The 14,422-nt window shown below is 60.6% G+C and carries 16 protein-coding genes; 6 read left to right on the top strand and 10 right to left on the bottom strand.

Annotated elements, in window-relative coordinates; all coding sequences use genetic code 11:
* Positions 1 to 14: 14 nt before the first annotated feature.
* Genes DA792_RS03130 through DA792_RS03095 form a run of 8 tightly spaced genes read right to left on the bottom strand, consistent with a single transcriptional unit; the run spans position 15 to position 6,143 of the window.
* Entirely contained in the window at positions 15 to 812 is a 798-nt protein-coding gene (locus DA792_RS03130) for a type IV secretion system protein (protein WP_028095516.1), read from the bottom strand.
* A complete protein-coding gene (locus DA792_RS03125; protein WP_043872332.1) occupies positions 809 to 1,975 on the bottom strand; it encodes a lytic transglycosylase domain-containing protein in 1,167 nt (388 codons plus the stop codon). Before DA792_RS03125 ends, DA792_RS03130 begins: the two co-directional genes overlap by 4 nt.
* Positions 1,976 to 1,979: 4 nt before the next feature.
* Positions 1,980 to 2,195, bottom strand: coding sequence for a hypothetical protein (locus DA792_RS03120; protein WP_043872333.1), 216 nt, complete (start codon positions 2,193 to 2,195; stop codon positions 1,980 to 1,982).
* Positions 2,192 to 4,576 (bottom strand): type IV secretion system protein B4, encoded by a 2,385-nt coding sequence (locus DA792_RS03115; protein ID WP_107718037.1) that lies wholly within the window; start codon positions 4,574 to 4,576, stop codon positions 2,192 to 2,194. The genes DA792_RS03120 and DA792_RS03115 overlap by 4 nt, the downstream gene beginning before the upstream one ends.
* Positions 4,566 to 4,844: a type IV secretion system protein VirB3 gene (locus DA792_RS03110; RefSeq protein WP_009574151.1), complete on the bottom strand. Its 279-nt coding sequence runs from the start codon at positions 4,842 to 4,844 to the stop codon at positions 4,566 to 4,568. Before DA792_RS03110 ends, DA792_RS03115 begins: the two co-directional genes overlap by 11 nt.
* A 21-nt stretch (positions 4,845 to 4,865) precedes the next feature.
* Positions 4,866 to 5,180: a TrbC/VirB2 family protein gene (locus DA792_RS03105; RefSeq protein ID WP_043872335.1), complete on the bottom strand. Its 315-nt coding sequence runs from the start codon at positions 5,178 to 5,180 to the stop codon at positions 4,866 to 4,868.
* The gene (locus DA792_RS03100; protein WP_043872336.1) at positions 5,177 to 5,860 is read right to left on the bottom strand and encodes a lytic transglycosylase domain-containing protein; all 684 of its coding nucleotides are present in this window, start codon (positions 5,858 to 5,860) and stop codon (positions 5,177 to 5,179) included. The genes DA792_RS03105 and DA792_RS03100 overlap by 4 nt, the downstream gene beginning before the upstream one ends.
* A complete protein-coding gene (locus DA792_RS03095; RefSeq protein ID WP_009574148.1) occupies positions 5,817 to 6,143 on the bottom strand; it encodes a hypothetical protein in 327 nt (108 codons plus the stop codon). Before DA792_RS03095 ends, DA792_RS03100 begins: the two co-directional genes overlap by 44 nt.
* A 314-nt stretch (positions 6,144 to 6,457) precedes the next feature.
* Here DA792_RS03095 and DA792_RS22400 point away from each other — a divergent pair, with 314 nt between their 5' ends.
* From DA792_RS22400 to DA792_RS03070, 5 genes are all read left to right on the top strand, one after another.
* Positions 6,458 to 6,616, top strand: a complete 159-nt coding sequence (locus tag DA792_RS22400; protein ID WP_169747690.1) for a hypothetical protein — start codon at positions 6,458 to 6,460, stop codon at positions 6,614 to 6,616.
* An 863-nt stretch (positions 6,617 to 7,479) separates the two neighbouring features.
* On the top strand, positions 7,480 to 8,880 hold the full coding sequence (locus DA792_RS03085; RefSeq protein WP_043872337.1) for a TolC family protein: 1,401 nt from the start codon (positions 7,480 to 7,482) through the stop codon (positions 8,878 to 8,880).
* Positions 8,877 to 10,244, top strand: a complete 1,368-nt coding sequence (locus tag DA792_RS03080) for a multicopper oxidase family protein (RefSeq protein WP_074646437.1) — start codon at positions 8,877 to 8,879, stop codon at positions 10,242 to 10,244. The genes DA792_RS03085 and DA792_RS03080 overlap by 4 nt, the downstream gene beginning before the upstream one ends.
* Positions 10,245 to 10,270: 26 nt before the next feature.
* Entirely contained in the window at positions 10,271 to 10,747 is a 477-nt protein-coding gene (locus tag DA792_RS03075) for a cupredoxin domain-containing protein (protein WP_009574143.1), read from the top strand.
* 23 nt (positions 10,748 to 10,770) lie between these two features.
* Positions 10,771 to 11,058 carry a copper-binding protein gene (locus tag DA792_RS03070; protein ID WP_009574142.1) on the top strand — a complete coding sequence of 96 codons (288 nt, stop codon included), beginning with the start codon at positions 10,771 to 10,773 and terminating at the stop codon, positions 11,056 to 11,058.
* 55 nt (positions 11,059 to 11,113) lie between these two features.
* Here DA792_RS03070 and cueR read toward each other — a convergent pair whose 3' ends face one another.
* Both cueR and DA792_RS03060 read right to left on the bottom strand, forming a co-directional pair.
* Positions 11,114 to 11,518 carry a Cu(I)-responsive transcriptional regulator gene (gene cueR / locus DA792_RS03065; protein WP_009573646.1) on the bottom strand — a complete coding sequence of 135 codons (405 nt, stop codon included), beginning with the start codon at positions 11,516 to 11,518 and terminating at the stop codon, positions 11,114 to 11,116.
* A gap of 12 nt (positions 11,519 to 11,530) precedes the next feature.
* On the bottom strand, positions 11,531 to 14,035 hold the full coding sequence (locus tag DA792_RS03060; protein WP_040402909.1) for a heavy metal translocating P-type ATPase: 2,505 nt from the start codon (positions 14,033 to 14,035) through the stop codon (positions 11,531 to 11,533).
* Positions 14,036 to 14,209: 174 nt separating this feature from the next.
* On the opposite strand from DA792_RS03060, the gene DA792_RS03055 reads away from it, so the two are divergent.
* Positions 14,210 to 14,407 (top strand): heavy-metal-associated domain-containing protein, encoded by a 198-nt coding sequence (locus DA792_RS03055; RefSeq protein WP_009573644.1) that lies wholly within the window; start codon positions 14,210 to 14,212, stop codon positions 14,405 to 14,407.
* Positions 14,408 to 14,422 lie beyond the last annotated feature (15 nt).

Below are 14,422 nucleotides of genomic sequence, written 5' to 3'. Positions count from 1 at the left end.
CACCCCTGCCCCACTCATGGCTCAAGATCCGGCAAGGTGAAGTCCATGTAGCGGCGTTCTTCGGCAACCGTGGCGGCGTCGACCACGCCTGCATTGCCTGCGCCTAGGGTTTGGATCGCTTCCAGCTCCCACATCCGGGTCATGGCGATGGCGAGTTCCGCCGTGACGCGTGTGTTATGATCCATCGAGGCTTTGAGATCCTCCATGTCGGGGATCATCTCGACCAGACGTTCCACCCGTTCGAGAGACTGTTCCGCCTCTGCGTGGCTGTTCTGCGCCGCCGCCGACATCACAGCACCTGTGGTGGCCCGCGTGGCCACGCCTTCGGCGCCCGGATTGCCGCTGGTGGCGATCTCGCGGAGTGAATCCTCGTCGAACCCGGCGCTTGCCAGCGCCTGTTCCATCTGCGTGCGCATGGGCCCGGCATTGGGCCCGATGAGCGCGCTCCAATCGCCCGCCTGGATGCCTCGGATCAGGCCGGGGATGTCTTCGAAGTTGGCCTCAAGCAAGGTATCGAGGTCCCCGCCCATGGCAAGTCCGAGGATGCTGCGCGGCCCGGTGAGCGAGGCATACATCTCGTTCAGCTGATCGAGTTGGCTTTGCAGCATGTCCAGTTGCTCCAACGCATTGTCCAGAAGATCGGTCTGGATCCCGAAATCCTGCAGCATCTGCTGAAGCTGGCGGATTTCCTGGGCAATGTTCTGAGTGTCCACCGTGGGCACACCCTGTGCCGCGACAGGTCCGGTAACATTGAGGGCAAGCGCGAGAGCGATGCTACCGGCGAAAAGGGAACGGGGCAGGCGCAGGTTCAACGCAAATCCTCCTGACTAAAATCCATGTATTGCCGCTCGGCAGCTTGCGCTGCCGCCAAGGCGATCTGCTCGGCGCTGAGTGGCTCGGTTCGGGCGGCCTTGATCCGGGTCCGGATTGCGACCAGCCGGGCCAGTTCGGCCCGGGCATAGGTGTTGAGCGCGATGGCCTCGTGGAGATCCTCGGTCTCACCAATGCGGGTGATGATGTCCTGAACCCGCAGGGCGGCGGCACGGACCGAGACCAGCGAATAGTCGCCATAGACCCCTGCGCCGTGGGCCGAGAGGCTGAAACTCGCGTTGGCGAGGAGCACAGGATCGATGGTGCCGAGCGCATCGATGCCGCCCACGGCCGCGAGGTAGCTGTTGTACTGCTGCGGGATCACCACGACATAGTGCTGGGTTTCCGCGAAAGGCGGCACACCGCCATAATCCTGCACATTGCCAGGACCGGCGTTATAGGCGGCGAGCGCATGGATAATGTTGCCATCGAACATGTTCAGCATTTGTGCGAGGTATCGCGCACCGCCGGTGACCTGCAGATAGGGATCGTCGTAATAGGCCGGGTAGATCCCGAGATCGCCCGCGGTACCGGGCATGATCTGGGTAAGTCCGAAGGCCCCTACGGGTGAGCGTGCCCCGATCTGGAAGCGGCTCTCCTGCCAAATCAGCGCCTGCAAGAGACAGCGCCATTGCACGAGCGAAAGACCTGCGCGGCCGACCCCGGACAGACTATGGGTGTCGCGTGCTGCGCGGATGATCAGCTCCTCGATCCCCTCCCTGGCATCGCCGAACATCCGCGCTGCCGCTGGATTGGTGTCCTCGGGCGCATAAAGACTGGCGGCCGCGCTTTCGACGTCGTCTACCGCCCCCTGCCCCGCCTCGAGCCCCGCCACGGTTCCGGCCACGTCTCCAGCGCCAAGCGACATGGCATCCATCAGCCCTTCGAGGGAGGCGAGTTGCTGGCGCTCGATTTCGGCCAGTTCCTCCTCGCGGCTTAGCCGGACCTGCTGCAGTGCCAGGTCCCGATCGGTCTGCTCAAGGATGGCCTGCCGCTCTGCGAAGAGGCGCAGATCGAAGGTCGGCACGCCTTGGGCGACCGCTGGCCCTGCCGTGGGACCTGCCAGTGCAAAGCCGATCATCGAGAGAGGTAGCCAGGTCCGCATTGGCTCAGCCGCCCGCCCCCAAGAGGACGAAATCGCAAGGACTGTCGCGGCGCGTGACCTCCGCCCCCATGGTCGAGATCGTGGCGGTGGCGGTTCCTGCCTGCGCAGGAGCCTCGCGAAAATTGAAGCAGTTGGCTTGCGGGGGGTTATGCTGCGCACAGGCTGTCAGGGTCAGGCCGAGCCCGAGCAGCACTACGCTGCGAATGATGGTACGGGTCATGTCACTCTCCAGAAATCAGGACGTTCGCGATAATCGGCGCCGACAAGCGCTTCGCCCTTCTCCATTCCGCCAAGGATGGTCACGAGCGGGCCGAGCGCGCTGAGATCGGCATCGATCACGACGGAACCACGGTCGTCGCGTACAAGCGCGAGCCGCGAGGCCGAGCCGACGCCCAGAAGCACGTCGAGCTCTTTCTCGGTCAGGCCGAGCATCGCGTAGTCAGCGGCGGAAGCACGAATGTTGGGCAAGAGCACCTGCGTCGGCACCGCTTCCACGATGGTCTTGCCGGTGCGCGTGCGCTCGAGCTGGCTGGCATATTGCGTCATCATCACGACGACGGCGTTCTGCTTGCGGGCGGTCACCAGCCAGTTGCTGAGGCGCTCCGCAAAGTAGGCGTTGTCGAGGGCTTTCCATGCCTCGTCGATGACGATGATGGTGGGCTTGCGGTCCTCGATCACCCGCTCGACCCGGCGGAAGAGGTAGGACAGGACCGCCATGCGTTCCCGCTCGCTCTCGGAATCGAGGATGCCGGTGAGGTCAAAGCCCGCGACGTCTCCATCGATGCTGAAACTGTCCTCGGCATTGGCCCCGAAGATCCAGCCGTAGCGACCCTCGGCCGTCCATTCCTGCATACGCTCGAAGAGATCGCCCTCGTCATCGGTCGAGACCAGCAGCGAGGCGAAATCCGACCAGTTTCGTAGGCCCGCATGTCCTGCGCTCGCGTTCTGGCGCACGACTTCCTGCAATCGGTTGGTCTGAACCGGGGTTAGCGGTCGATCGCGCCGCTCCAAGAGGCTCGCGAGCCAATCAGCAAGCCATGCCTGGCCCCGCATGTCGATCTCGGTCTGGAGCGGATTGAGGCCCGTGGGGCGCCCCGCCCGCACGGTCGAATAGCTGCCGCCGAGCGCGCGGACGGCCATCTCCATGCCCGCGCGATAGTCGAATACGAAGACCCGCGCACCTGCCCGCCGTGCCATGGTCATCAGGAAAGCCGCCAGGACGGATTTGCCGGAGCCGGGACGGCCGAGGATCAGCGTGTGGCCTCCCGTGGGCTCGCGATCCGGCGCGCCCTGTTCGTGGAAGTTGAAGCGAAAACCACTGCGCTCGGGTGTCGGAAAGAGCGTGATCGGCACGCCCCAGGGGACTTCCCGACCTGTCTTTCCGAGCGGGGTGCGGTGAAAGGTGGCGAGATCGGTGAAGTTGTGGTTCGTGATTGCGGCCTTGCGGCTGCGCGCCCCTGTGTTCCCGGGATGCTGCGCCATGAAATGCGCCCGCGCCCCGAAGGCCTCCGAGATCAGGTTGATCCCGGAAGTGGCGGAGATGTTGCGGATTTCGGCCGCGATATCGTCAAGCGCCGTCTGGGTGCGGGCATAGACGGCCACGGTCATGTGGTGCTCGCCGAAGATCAGGCGTTTGGATTCCAGATCGTCCTGGGCGAGTTCCAACTCCTGCGCGAGGCTGACGGCCCCGTCATTGGCCGCCTGCATGAGCCGCAGCTGCCGCTTGATCCGGCCCGCCATGATGTTGGCGTTGATCGGCACAAAAGAGTGCGTGACCACCATGTCGACGGGCAGATTCAACTCGTCGAGCATCAGGCTATCGGTCTTGGCGGGGTAGTTCTTCACCGCAAAGATCGCCCCGAGCTTGTCGCCGACGGCACCGTCCGAGAGTGCGATGGTCGTGCCGCGGAAGGTGACGCGGGTATTTGCGACGTCCTCGGCGATCACACCGAGGCGCGACCGGGGGAAGAGCGGGTGCTCCTCGCCTGTGTTGAGTGAACCGAGGAAGCCCAGAAGCTCGCCGCTGCTGGCGGCCAGCGGGCGGGGCTTCAGCTCATCGAAGGAGGACAGCAGAAACCCCACAACCTCGTCGAGCTTGCGCAAGCGGCGGGTGGTGTCGGCCGCATGTCGCGAGCGAGACGCCCCCAGACCGAAGGGCAGACGGCTGCTCGCCTCGGGGCGCTTCAGCACGGTCAGAGTCAGCGTCTTGTCGCGCAAACTCGCGCGGCCGAGATGCGCGTGCCATCGTTTGTCGACGGCGGCCGCAAACCCTTCGCCCGGAACGGGCGGCAGGGTCACGTCGACCGCTTTCGAGACCTTGTGCAAGTAGAATGAGAACTCGGTCCCGACCTGCGCCACGATGCCAGCCAGCAACCCTCCGATCCGGTCGAGATGCCCGTCCTCGCTCGTGGTGCTGTTCACCCCCTCGAGCCGGATGCATTGCATCAGCTCGTTGCCGCGTGTCCGGATCGTTCGGTCGTTCACGAGGCTCACATAAGGCAGCATCATTGAGAGCCGCTTCTCGCCCTTGACCCATGCGGGTAGCGCGGTCAGCGGATCGATGGCGTTCTCAATCTCATCGGCAATTCCATCACGGGGCATAGCTGTCGCCTCCATGCAGCTTGCGGTTCGTCGTGGGCGGGGTTTCCTGCAGGGTGATCACCAGGACATCGAGGAAGTTCGGATCCCAGTCCGCGGCCTTCCAGAGCGCCGGCCAGGCCAGCCCCGCGAAAACAGCCACCACCCAGCTCTGCACCCAGAGGAACAGAAGCGTCGAGCCGAAGAGCCAGACCATGGCGTACATGATCGGCAAGCCCATCAGCTTGGGTGGCCTGAGAAGGCCGATGAACACGCGGGACTGGTCAGCCATGGCCAAGAACTCCGGGATTGCTCAGGTGGTCCAGATGGCGGCGACGATGGTGGGTGCTGCGGCGATGCCCGCGATTGCAACCACGACCCAAAGCGCCTGACGAAAGTCGAGGATGCCAAAGAGCCAGGAAAGAAACACACCGATCAGTGCGAGCGTGCCAATCACGATGCCCAAGGGACCGGTGATCGCATCGACAATGCCTTGAAGCAGGGTCTGTACCGGCGAGAGGTCGATGCTTTGCGCAAGCGCTGGACCCGCCAGCACGATAAGGGCCGTCGCGCCGAGCGCGACGATCGCCCGCGTGCGGAGCACGCTTTGACGTTTCCTCGATGTCATGAAAGATCTCCTCTGAGCCGCTCAAACACGGCAGTCACACGGGCCACATGCCCTTGGGTTTCTCGAAAAGGGGGGATGCCGCCGTGGCGTGTGACCGCCTCAGGGCCAGCGTTGTACGCGGCAAGGGCCAGAGAACCCTCACCGAACTGGTCGAGCATCATCAGCAAGTAGCGGGCTGATCCGTCGAGGTTCTGCGCAATGTCATGTGGGTCCACGCCGAGGTCGCGGGCGGTATCCGGCATAAGCTGGCCAAGGCCTATGGCACCGACAGGGCTACGTGCAGCCGGATTGTATGCGCTCTCGACTTCGATATTGGCCCGGTAAAGGAGCGCCCAATCAGTGACTGAAAGCCCTGCGCGACGCAGCGCACCATGCCCGGCATACCGCAGAGCCGTGGTCTCGATCGCATGGAGGATTTCTGGGGTGGCGCGGGCGGCGGATCGAGCCGGGATCGCTGTCTCGCTCGTTGCGTCAGGAACGCGAGGTTCTGCGAAGAGAAAAAGGCGCCCGTTTGCCTCTTGAGAAGAGGAAATCAATTGGCCGTCTGGGCCAACCGAAAAGATGAAACCGTCGGCCAGGGCCGGGGGCGCGGAACAAACGCCTGTACCCAAAGCAACGACGAGCGCAGTCGCGCGGTCAGCTGCCTTTGACCGGAGGCGCGGCGTGGCGCTCGCGGCCACCTTCTTCAAGTGGGATGCTAGCGGTCGTACAGCCCATGTCGGCCAGGAAACTGACAAGGCCAACGATGGTTTTGAAGTCGCGGAGCTTGAGGACGCTTCGGCTGGTGACGAGCATCTTATCGTCACGCTCATCAGTGGCGACGGCGCGGATGACCCACGAGCCGTACCAGCTGTTATGGCGCTTCTCTGCTCTCTCCTTGCAGACCACCTCAATGAGGTAGCCCTCGGCGAGCAAGCCGCGCAGTCCGTCTTCTGTAACCACATTCGGGGCTTCTTCAATCATGGCCTTCCCTTGGGTCCTTGTTCTGCCTGGGTGCAGTATCAGGCCCACGGGGTCGCAACACCGTGAGCGATACAAAACAACATTAATGATAGCAAGACAATAATAACGTGTTGACGAAGTTCGCCTTGCTCCGATAACGGTGATAGCCGACAGAATGATAATCTTAAAGGCGGCAAAGGAGTTTTGCCCTGCGGCTGTTTATTGCGCGCAACGCACCGTTGCTGTTCGCGTTCCTGCTTGGAAGCATGCCGATAGCCGCGGCAGCAGATTGCGTACCTCCCGAACGACCGTTCTTGCCTCAGTCGCAAGACGACATGCGTGCCTACGCCGATCTGATCAGAAGCGATTTCGAGACCTACATTGCCGATGTGCAGGACTACTTTCGTTGTCTCGACGCCGAGCGCGCTCGCGCCTTTGTTGAGGCGAGGGAGGTCAGTGATGACTACGCCAGGTTCCTGAATGCTCTCGAGTAAGCGACTACGGGTTTGTGCCGCCAGTAGAAATCAACCGTTAGACCAACGCTCCGTCAGTCTCTAACGCAATGATGTTTTTCAAGCGGGCGATCATGTCGTCACCGCTTGCGACATCCGCGCTCGCACATTCATTGATCGATTAGGATTTCAGCAGTTTGTTCAGACTTCTACGAAGAATGTATGAAAAATTGGCCCACACGTTTTGGTGACTTGCCGACATTTTGTTTCAGCAATACAGCTTCAAAAATGATGTACAGGATTCGGGCCTTTTTTGGGATACTCCAGATTGCCTCCATATTGGTGGCAGTGACCCTGATGCCGTCCAATGCATCAGCCATGGTTTCGTGCTCTGTTGAACAACTCGCCCAGGAGTCTTCAAACGAGCGCCACCATCATGAAACGGACATTCCGGCTGCAGATATCGACCATGGAGCAGACCACTGTGCGTCACATATCTGCGTGGTCGGAGACTTCGTAGGTGCCGAAAGTTGCACAAAGCAGTCCGCTAATGTTTCCCTCCGGTCCTGGGATATTGCGTCCCTAGTCCGTTCGGCCACACCCGAAGGTTTGCGGCGCCCTCCTCGCGCCTGATGCACCTGTAGCCGCAGTTTGACTGCGACCATCTGCATCTGACATTTCGAGGAAATCTAAGTGAAAATTCTGCTTGCGGCATCCTTGCCGCTGTTCGGGGCCGCCTGCTCGGCGCTTCCTGAACTTGAAACCGTGCCAGCGCTTACGGCGGCGGTTACATCGCCTGTGGTCGCGTCTGCGCAACCCGGGCCTGTTGTTGCTTACGCGGGCTACTCGGTCGGAGAACCGGCCGAATGGCGGACGCTGAATGATGAACAACGGGAGGGTGGCGAATGAAACTGCCTCTTCTCATGGGGTCCATGTTGCTGGTGTCCGCCTGCGCCAGTCCTGCCGTTCTTGAGCGCGCAAAACCAGATCGCGCGGGCTTTGGCAGTGTCGAGACGGGTGCACGCCAGGCTCTAGGGGCCACACCGATCTGGAACCTGTCTGCCGCGGACCTTGAGGAAACGCGCAAGAGGGTTCACGCCATGGTGCATGGTAAGACCGTCAGCGCCGACACCGCAGTGCAGGTTGCCCTGATAAACAGTCCCGCACTTCAAGCCAGCTTCGCTGAGCTAGGTCTGTCCTCAACTGACTTATGGGAAGTGGCTATGGGGCCGGTGCCCTCGATCGGTGTGTCAATCTCCGGGTTGGCTGGCGATGTCACTCGCACACTTGAGGCAACATTAATCAACTCCCTGCTCGACGTGGCAACATCCGCACCGCGGACCCAACTTGCGGAGATTCGCTTCAGACAATCCGAACTTGCTGCGCTCGCCGACACGATAGACTTGGCCGTTGAAACCCGCCGGGCCTGGATTGAGGCGGTTGGCGCTTTCGAAGCCGCTGCACTGATCGCTCAAACTCAGGGCACTGCCGAGGCAGCGTCCGAACTTGCTGTGCAACTGGGCCGTACCGGCGCGATGAGCAAGGCCGATCAAGCAAGAGAGCATGCCTTTACTGCTGAGCTTGCCGCCGAACGTGCAGCCGCCCAATTGGAGGCGCAATTGGCCAAAGAAAAACTGCTTCGGCTGATGGGGCTTTGGGGTAGCGACACCACTGTATTCGTGCCGGACTCGCTGCCCGCCTTGCCTGGTGGCCCGCGCGTTGCAGGAAATATCGAACAGCTGGCACTGGCAAACCGCGTAGACCTGGCATCTGGAAAGCTGGAACTCGAGGCGCTCGCGCTGGACTACCGTCTGACCGGGCAAACCCGTATGGTCTCGGACGTCCAGTTGGTGGCTGGTTTCGACCTGGAACGTGCAGCCGGAGAAACCGAGGCCAATCCAGCGCTTGCTCTAGATTTCGAGATCCCGCTCTACGACACCGGTCCGCTGGTGTCGAAGCGTGGCCGCATGGCCTATCTGCAGGCAGCGAACAGGCTGGCCCAGCAGGCCGTCGATGCGCGTTCGGACGCACGCATGGCCTATAGGGCCATCACCGGTCGCCATAGCATCGCGCGGCATTGGCGCGACTCTGTTTTGCCTCTGCGACGCCAGATCGATGACGAAGCGCTGCTGTCCTACAACGGCATGCTGACCTCGACCTTTGAATTGATCGCTGATGCCCAGGAGGGGCTCGCTTCGCGCCTCTCTGCCGCAGAAGCGAAACGTGACTACTGGCTTGCCGAAACAGACGCGACCGCGGCGATTTGGGGCGGGGCAATTACTCTGACCGGAGGTAGCGAAGAATGATGAACCGTCGTCAATTACTGGGCGCGGGATTGACCGCGAGCGCTGGAGCTGTGCTGGCGAACGCCGGGGCCGCGCAAACACGCTTTCGCGATCTGCCCGAGGCCGCCTTTACCGACAGCCCCTATACACAAGTTCCCCCAAGGCCTTCGGATCGGTTCGACTACAACCCCGTTGTAACACTGAACGGATGGTCTTTGCCGTATCGCATGAACGGAGATGTAAAGGAGTTCCACCTCGTTGCAGAGCCTGTTGAAAGGATTATGGCGGACGGGATGATTGCGCGGCTCTGGGGCTACAATGGCCAATCCACCGGACCCACAATCGAAGCGGTCGAAGGCGAGCGGGTGCGTATTTACGTAACCAACCGTCTTCCGGAACATACCAGCGTGCATTGGCACGGACTGATCCTGCCATCGGGAATGGATGGAGTTGGTGGTTTGTCGCATCCCGGCATCCCGCCGGGTAAGACCTTCGTCTACGAGTTCGACCTCATCAAGTCCGGCACCTTCATGTACCACCCGCATGCGGACGAGATGGTACAGATGGCCATGGGCATGATGGGGCTCTTCATCGTGCATCCGCGCGACACGGCGTTCATGCCGGTGGACCGGGATTTCGCGTTCCTCCTTGCGGCCTATGACATCGACCCGGGGACCTACATCCCGCGCGTGGCCGAGATGACCAATTTCAACATGTGGACCTGGAACAGCCGGATCTTCCCGGACATCGATCCTCTGGTGGTCAACAAGGGGGACCGCGTCCGTGTGCGTTGTGGCAACCTGACGATGACCAACCACCCAATTCACATGCATGGCTATGACTTTCAGGTCACCTGTACTGACGGAGGCTGGGTGCCGGAAAGTGCCCGTTGGCCCGAGGTCTCGATCGACATTCCTGTAGGCGCCATGCGCGCCTACGAGTTCGACGCGATTCACGAAGGTGACTGGGCGATCCACTGCCACAAGTCGCACCACACCATGAATGCTATGGGCCACGACATCCCTACATTTATTGGCGCCGACAAGTCCCGCCTGACCCAAATGATCCGCCGCCAGCAGCCTGGCTACATGCCGATGGGCACGGCGGGTATGGCGGATATGGGCGAGATGTCGATGGAGATCCCCGAGAACACCGTGCCGATGATGACCGGATGGGGGCCGCATGGCCCATTGGAAATGGGTGGCATGTTTAGCGTGGTGAAGGTTCGCGAGGGCATCGACCGCGACGATTACAGCGATCCTGGCTGGTACGACAACCCGCCCGGAACACAGGCCTACGAATGGACGGGCGAGCTGCCCGAACATGCATACAACACCAGTCCGAAAACCGTGATCACGCCGCGCGGCGGCGTGCGGCAGGGCTGATGCCAGAGCACAGGAGAAACACGCTCATGAAAACTGCACTTTTGACATTGGGGCTGGCCCTGATTCCCGCCCTCGCAATTGCGGACGCCGGGCACGGCAACGGTCAAATGGCCATCGGCATGCCTGCGATGCATGGCCATGAACCCACGCGAACCATCGATGTGATAATGCGTGAGGACTACGACAAGGACGCACCGTTCGTCTTCGAACCCTCCTCGGAAATGACTTTTTCTGAGGGTGAAACCGTGCGCCTGCGCATCACGAACATGGGTGAGGAAACCCACGAGTTCGTGATGGATTCGATGGCACAAAACGCTGAACACAAAGAGCTGATGGCCAAGTTCCCTGAGATGGAACATGACGACCCTAACGCTGTGCGCCTTGAACCAGGTGAAGAGGCGGAGATCCTTTGGACTTTCAACAAGGCCGGCAACTTCGAATTCGCCTGCCTGCTGCCCGGCCACTATGAAGGCGGCATGCACGGCGCCCTTACTGTCAACTGATCTCAAATCAAAGGAAACCAATCATGACCAAATTTTTGACGCTCGCCGCTGCCCTTCTGATGACCGCTGGAACTGCAATTGCTGCTAGCGATAGTGCCATGTCCTCGGGCACGGTGACCAAGATCGATGCCAAGTGGAACAAGATTACTGTCGACCATGGCCCGCTGGAAAACCTCGACATGCCAGCAATGAAAATGGTCTTCGTTCTCGCCGATCCCGCGATGCTGGAAGGGCTGAGTGAAGGCGCACAGATCAACTTCGTTGCCGACCGTGTGAATGGCAAGCTGACTATTACAGAGCTGGTGCAGTAACTACAGGTCGCGCGCCCTGTCTCGCAGGGCGCGCGATTTCATTCGTCGTCGGAGATCATGAGAAAGTTGCGTCGTCTACGACAGAAAGATCCGCAAGAATTGGACAATCCGGTCGGTGATCGCCAGCACACTGGTGCACGAGAGACGAAAGAGTTTCTTTCATCGACATGAGTTTAGAGATCTTTTCATCAATCTGGCGCAGGTGCACCTCTGCGACGGCCTTTACCTGCGCACTTTCTCGATTGTCATCGTTATAGAGCGCCAAAAGCGTACGGCAGTCTTCGATTGTAAATCCCAAGGCTCGCGCTCGTCCGATGAATGCCAGCTTATGAAAATCGATCTCTCTGAAGCTTCGATACCCGTTTGCAGCGCGCAAAGGTGTTACTAGACCGATATCCTCATAGTAGCGAATGGTCTTGGCCGGCACTCCTGACCGCTCGGCAACATCACCAATGTTCATTTCTGCCTCCTCTCACTCGGCCGGGACGGGGGCGAAGTCCTCCACCCGCCCAGACTCTTGGCGCTCGTCCATCGCCGGTCTTACGCGCCGCAGCCGCAAGGCGTTCGTCAAGACAAAGACCGAGCTAAGTGCCATCGCACCGGCAGCGACGACCGGTGACAGCAGCACGGCGAAACTCGGATAAAGCGCTCCGGCGGCCAAGGGTATCAAAGCCACATTGTAACCAAAGGCCCAACCAAGGTTCTGTTTGATGTTTCGCATGGTGTGTCGCGAGATCTCGAAAGCGTTCACAACGCCGCGAAGATCACCGGACATCAATACGACATCTGCGCTTTCGATCGCCACATCCGTGCCAGTGCCGATGGCGATGCCAACATCCGCGTGGGCGAGCGCGGGTGCATCGTTGATGCCATCGCCAACAAAGGCCAATGTGCCCTGCTGGCGCAGATTTTCCAGTGCCGCCACCTTGCCGTCGGGCAAGACCCCCGCGATCACGTGGTCGATACCAGTCTCTTCGGCAATTGCTTCTGCCGTTTCGCGTTTGTCGCCGGTAATCATTGCCACCTTCAAACCCAGACTGTGCAGTGCGGCAATCGCGGCTCGGCTCGAGGGTTTGACCGGATCGGCGACGCCAATCGCAGCCACCGCCTTGCCATTGATTGCGGCGAAGAGTGCGGTGCGACCTTGCCGTGCGAGCATAGTTTCAGCCTCTGCGAGTTCACCAAGATCGATCCCTTCGCGCTGCATCATTCGGTCAGCTCCGACAACAACCTCGGCCCCGTCAACGATGGCGCGCACGCCATACCCTGTAATCGAAGTAAACGCGCTCGGTTCCGACAGTCTGATGTTTTCCGCCTGCGCGCCGCGCACGATAGCTTCGGCGATCGGGTGTTCTGATCTGGCTTCGACCGATGCGACTGCCGCAAGAACGGTGCAGCGCTCGGCTCCTTCCGCCAGCACAAGGTCGGTCAGCGCGGGACGTCCGGCGGTGACGGTGCCGGTCTTGTCCAGAGCGACAACCTTGACGTCCCCCAATGCTTGCAGAGCATCCCCCTTGCGGAACAACACGCCCATTTCAGCAGCGCGACCGGTCCCGACCATGATCGACGTCGGCGTCGCCAGTCCCATCGCGCAGGGACAAGCAATGATGAGAACTGAGACACCCGCGACCAGCGCATAGGTGAGGGCGGGATCAGGGCCGAATATTAGCCAGACAAGGATCGTCAAGGCGGCGAGGGTCATCACAGCGGGGACGAACCAAAGCGTGATCCGATCCACCAACCCTTGAATGGGGAGCTTGGCGCCCTGCGCATCTTCGACCATGCGGATGATTTGGGACAACGTGGTATCCGCACCAACACGCGTTGCTTTATAGGTCAGACTGCCCGCGCCATTGACCGTACCGCCCGTGACAGGATCACCAGCCGACTTGCCGACCGGCACGGGTTCCCCGGTGATCATGCTTTCATCGACATGGCTTTCGCCGTCCACAACCTCACCGTCCACGGCGAGTCGTTCTCCGGGGCGCACAACAATCAGATCTCCGGTGCGCAAGGCATCGATCTCGACCTCGACCGCATCGCCGTCACGCAAAATACGCGCCGTACGAGCCTGTAGGCCGAGCAGCTTCTCGATTGCAGCCCCTGTTCGCCCTTTCGCTCGCGCTTCGAGCCAGCGCCCGATCAGGATCAGGACCACGATGACCGCGGCGGCCTCGAAGTAGACAGCGCGGACGGCCTCGGGCATCAGCGACGGGAAGAACGTTGCGACAACTGAATAAAGATAAGCTGCGCCTGTGCCGACGGCGACCAGACTGTTCATGTCTGGAGCACCTTTCAGCAAGGCCGGAAACCCTTTCAGATAGAACTGTCGGCCGGGCCCAATGAGCACAGCCGTTGTGAGGATGAACTGGATCAACCAGCTGGCCTGCTGTCCTATGGTATTGTTGATCGCCATATGCACGGCCGGGATCAGGTGCCCGCCCATTTCCATCAGGAAAACCGGCAAAGCGAGTGCTGCGGCCAGTGCCACCCGGCGTGCCAACCCGCGCGCTTCCTCTTCTTTTCGCGAAGTGCGATCCTGTGTTGCCGTGGCCTCGGCCACGCTGGCTGGATATCCGGCTTGCTCGGATGCACGGATGAGGGCCACAGGGTCGGTCATGCCCTCAAGATATGTGATGCGCGCATTTTCCGCCGCAAGATTAACGTTGACCTCCAACACGCCGGGAACCAAGGCAAGTGCCTTGTCGACGCGCCCGACACAAGAAGCACATGACATGGACGCGATGTTCAGCGTCACGGATGCCGTTCGCGCTGGATACCCGAGATCTTTCAGGGCTTGGACCGCATCTTGCAGGTGGGGCGAACCATCCACGCTGAAACGCGCCGTCTCGTTCGCGAGGTTCACCGAGACATCGGATATTCCCCTCAACGCGGCTAGGCCCCGATCCACGCGCCCTACGCATGAGGCGCAAGACATTCCTTCAATCGAGAGCGTCACTTTGGATTGATCTGTCATTTCAGTCTCCTGGAATCCCATTTGACACCCCAAATAGGAGTTCCAGTGACTGGAAGGTCAATACCCAATTTGAACTTTCCTGGCTTCGCTTTAAAAATCTACGGAGACCCTTGACCTTCCCCCCACTGGAAGCCCCATCTGCACTGAACAAGCTGTCACAGAGGAGACATCGACATGAAATTCAACGTTCCCGACATGAGTTGTGGTCATTGCACCAGTACGATCGAAAAGGCGATCAAGGCAGCTGACGCAAATGCGAGCGTATCTTGCGACATTCCGGCCCGCACGGTTTCTGTTGAAGGTGCACTGTCAACAGAACGGCTGACGGCCCTGCTTCGTGAAGCTGGGTACGAAAATACCGTGACTGCCTAATCTATGGGTCATCGC

Origin of the sequence: Celeribacter baekdonensis, assembly GCF_003047105.1 — a bacterium.
Classification (GTDB): domain Bacteria; phylum Pseudomonadota; class Alphaproteobacteria; order Rhodobacterales; family Rhodobacteraceae; genus Celeribacter; species Celeribacter baekdonensis_B.
Note: the sequence above shows the minus strand (reverse complement) of the source record. Positions and strands in the feature narration are given on the sequence as shown.

What these genes read in the sequence shown, in the direction of transcription:
- DA792_RS03125 (WP_043872332.1), bottom strand. Translation starts at nt 1,975, where the DNA reads ATGCGGACCTGGCTACCTCTCTCGATGATCGGCTTTGCACTGGCAGGT.
- DA792_RS03120 (WP_043872333.1), bottom strand. Translation starts at nt 2,195, where the DNA reads ATGACCCGTACCATCATTCGCAGCGTAGTGCTGCTCGGGCTCGGCCTG.
- DA792_RS03115 (WP_107718037.1), bottom strand. Translation starts at nt 4,576, where the DNA reads ATGCCCCGTGATGGAATTGCCGATGAGATTGAGAACGCCATCGATCCG.
- DA792_RS03110 (WP_009574151.1), bottom strand. Translation starts at nt 4,844, where the DNA reads ATGGCTGACCAGTCCCGCGTGTTCATCGGCCTTCTCAGGCCACCCAAG.
- DA792_RS03105 (WP_043872335.1), bottom strand. Translation starts at nt 5,180, where the DNA reads ATGACATCGAGGAAACGTCAAAGCGTGCTCCGCACGCGGGCGATCGTC.
- DA792_RS03095 (WP_009574148.1), bottom strand. Translation starts at nt 6,143, where the DNA reads ATGATTGAAGAAGCCCCGAATGTGGTTACAGAAGACGGACTGCGCGGC.
- DA792_RS22400 (WP_169747690.1), top strand. Translation starts at nt 6,458, where the DNA reads ATGCGTGCCTACGCCGATCTGATCAGAAGCGATTTCGAGACCTACATT.
- DA792_RS03085 (WP_043872337.1), top strand. Translation starts at nt 7,480, where the DNA reads ATGAAACTGCCTCTTCTCATGGGGTCCATGTTGCTGGTGTCCGCCTGC.
- DA792_RS03080 (WP_074646437.1), top strand. Translation starts at nt 8,877, where the DNA reads ATGATGAACCGTCGTCAATTACTGGGCGCGGGATTGACCGCGAGCGCT.
- DA792_RS03075 (WP_009574143.1), top strand. Translation starts at nt 10,271, where the DNA reads ATGAAAACTGCACTTTTGACATTGGGGCTGGCCCTGATTCCCGCCCTC.
- DA792_RS03070 (WP_009574142.1), top strand. Translation starts at nt 10,771, where the DNA reads ATGACCAAATTTTTGACGCTCGCCGCTGCCCTTCTGATGACCGCTGGA.
- cueR (WP_009573646.1), bottom strand. Translation starts at nt 11,518, where the DNA reads ATGAACATTGGTGATGTTGCCGAGCGGTCAGGAGTGCCGGCCAAGACC.
- DA792_RS03060 (WP_040402909.1), bottom strand. Translation starts at nt 14,035, where the DNA reads ATGACAGATCAATCCAAAGTGACGCTCTCGATTGAAGGAATGTCTTGC.
- DA792_RS03055 (WP_009573644.1), top strand. Translation starts at nt 14,210, where the DNA reads ATGAAATTCAACGTTCCCGACATGAGTTGTGGTCATTGCACCAGTACG.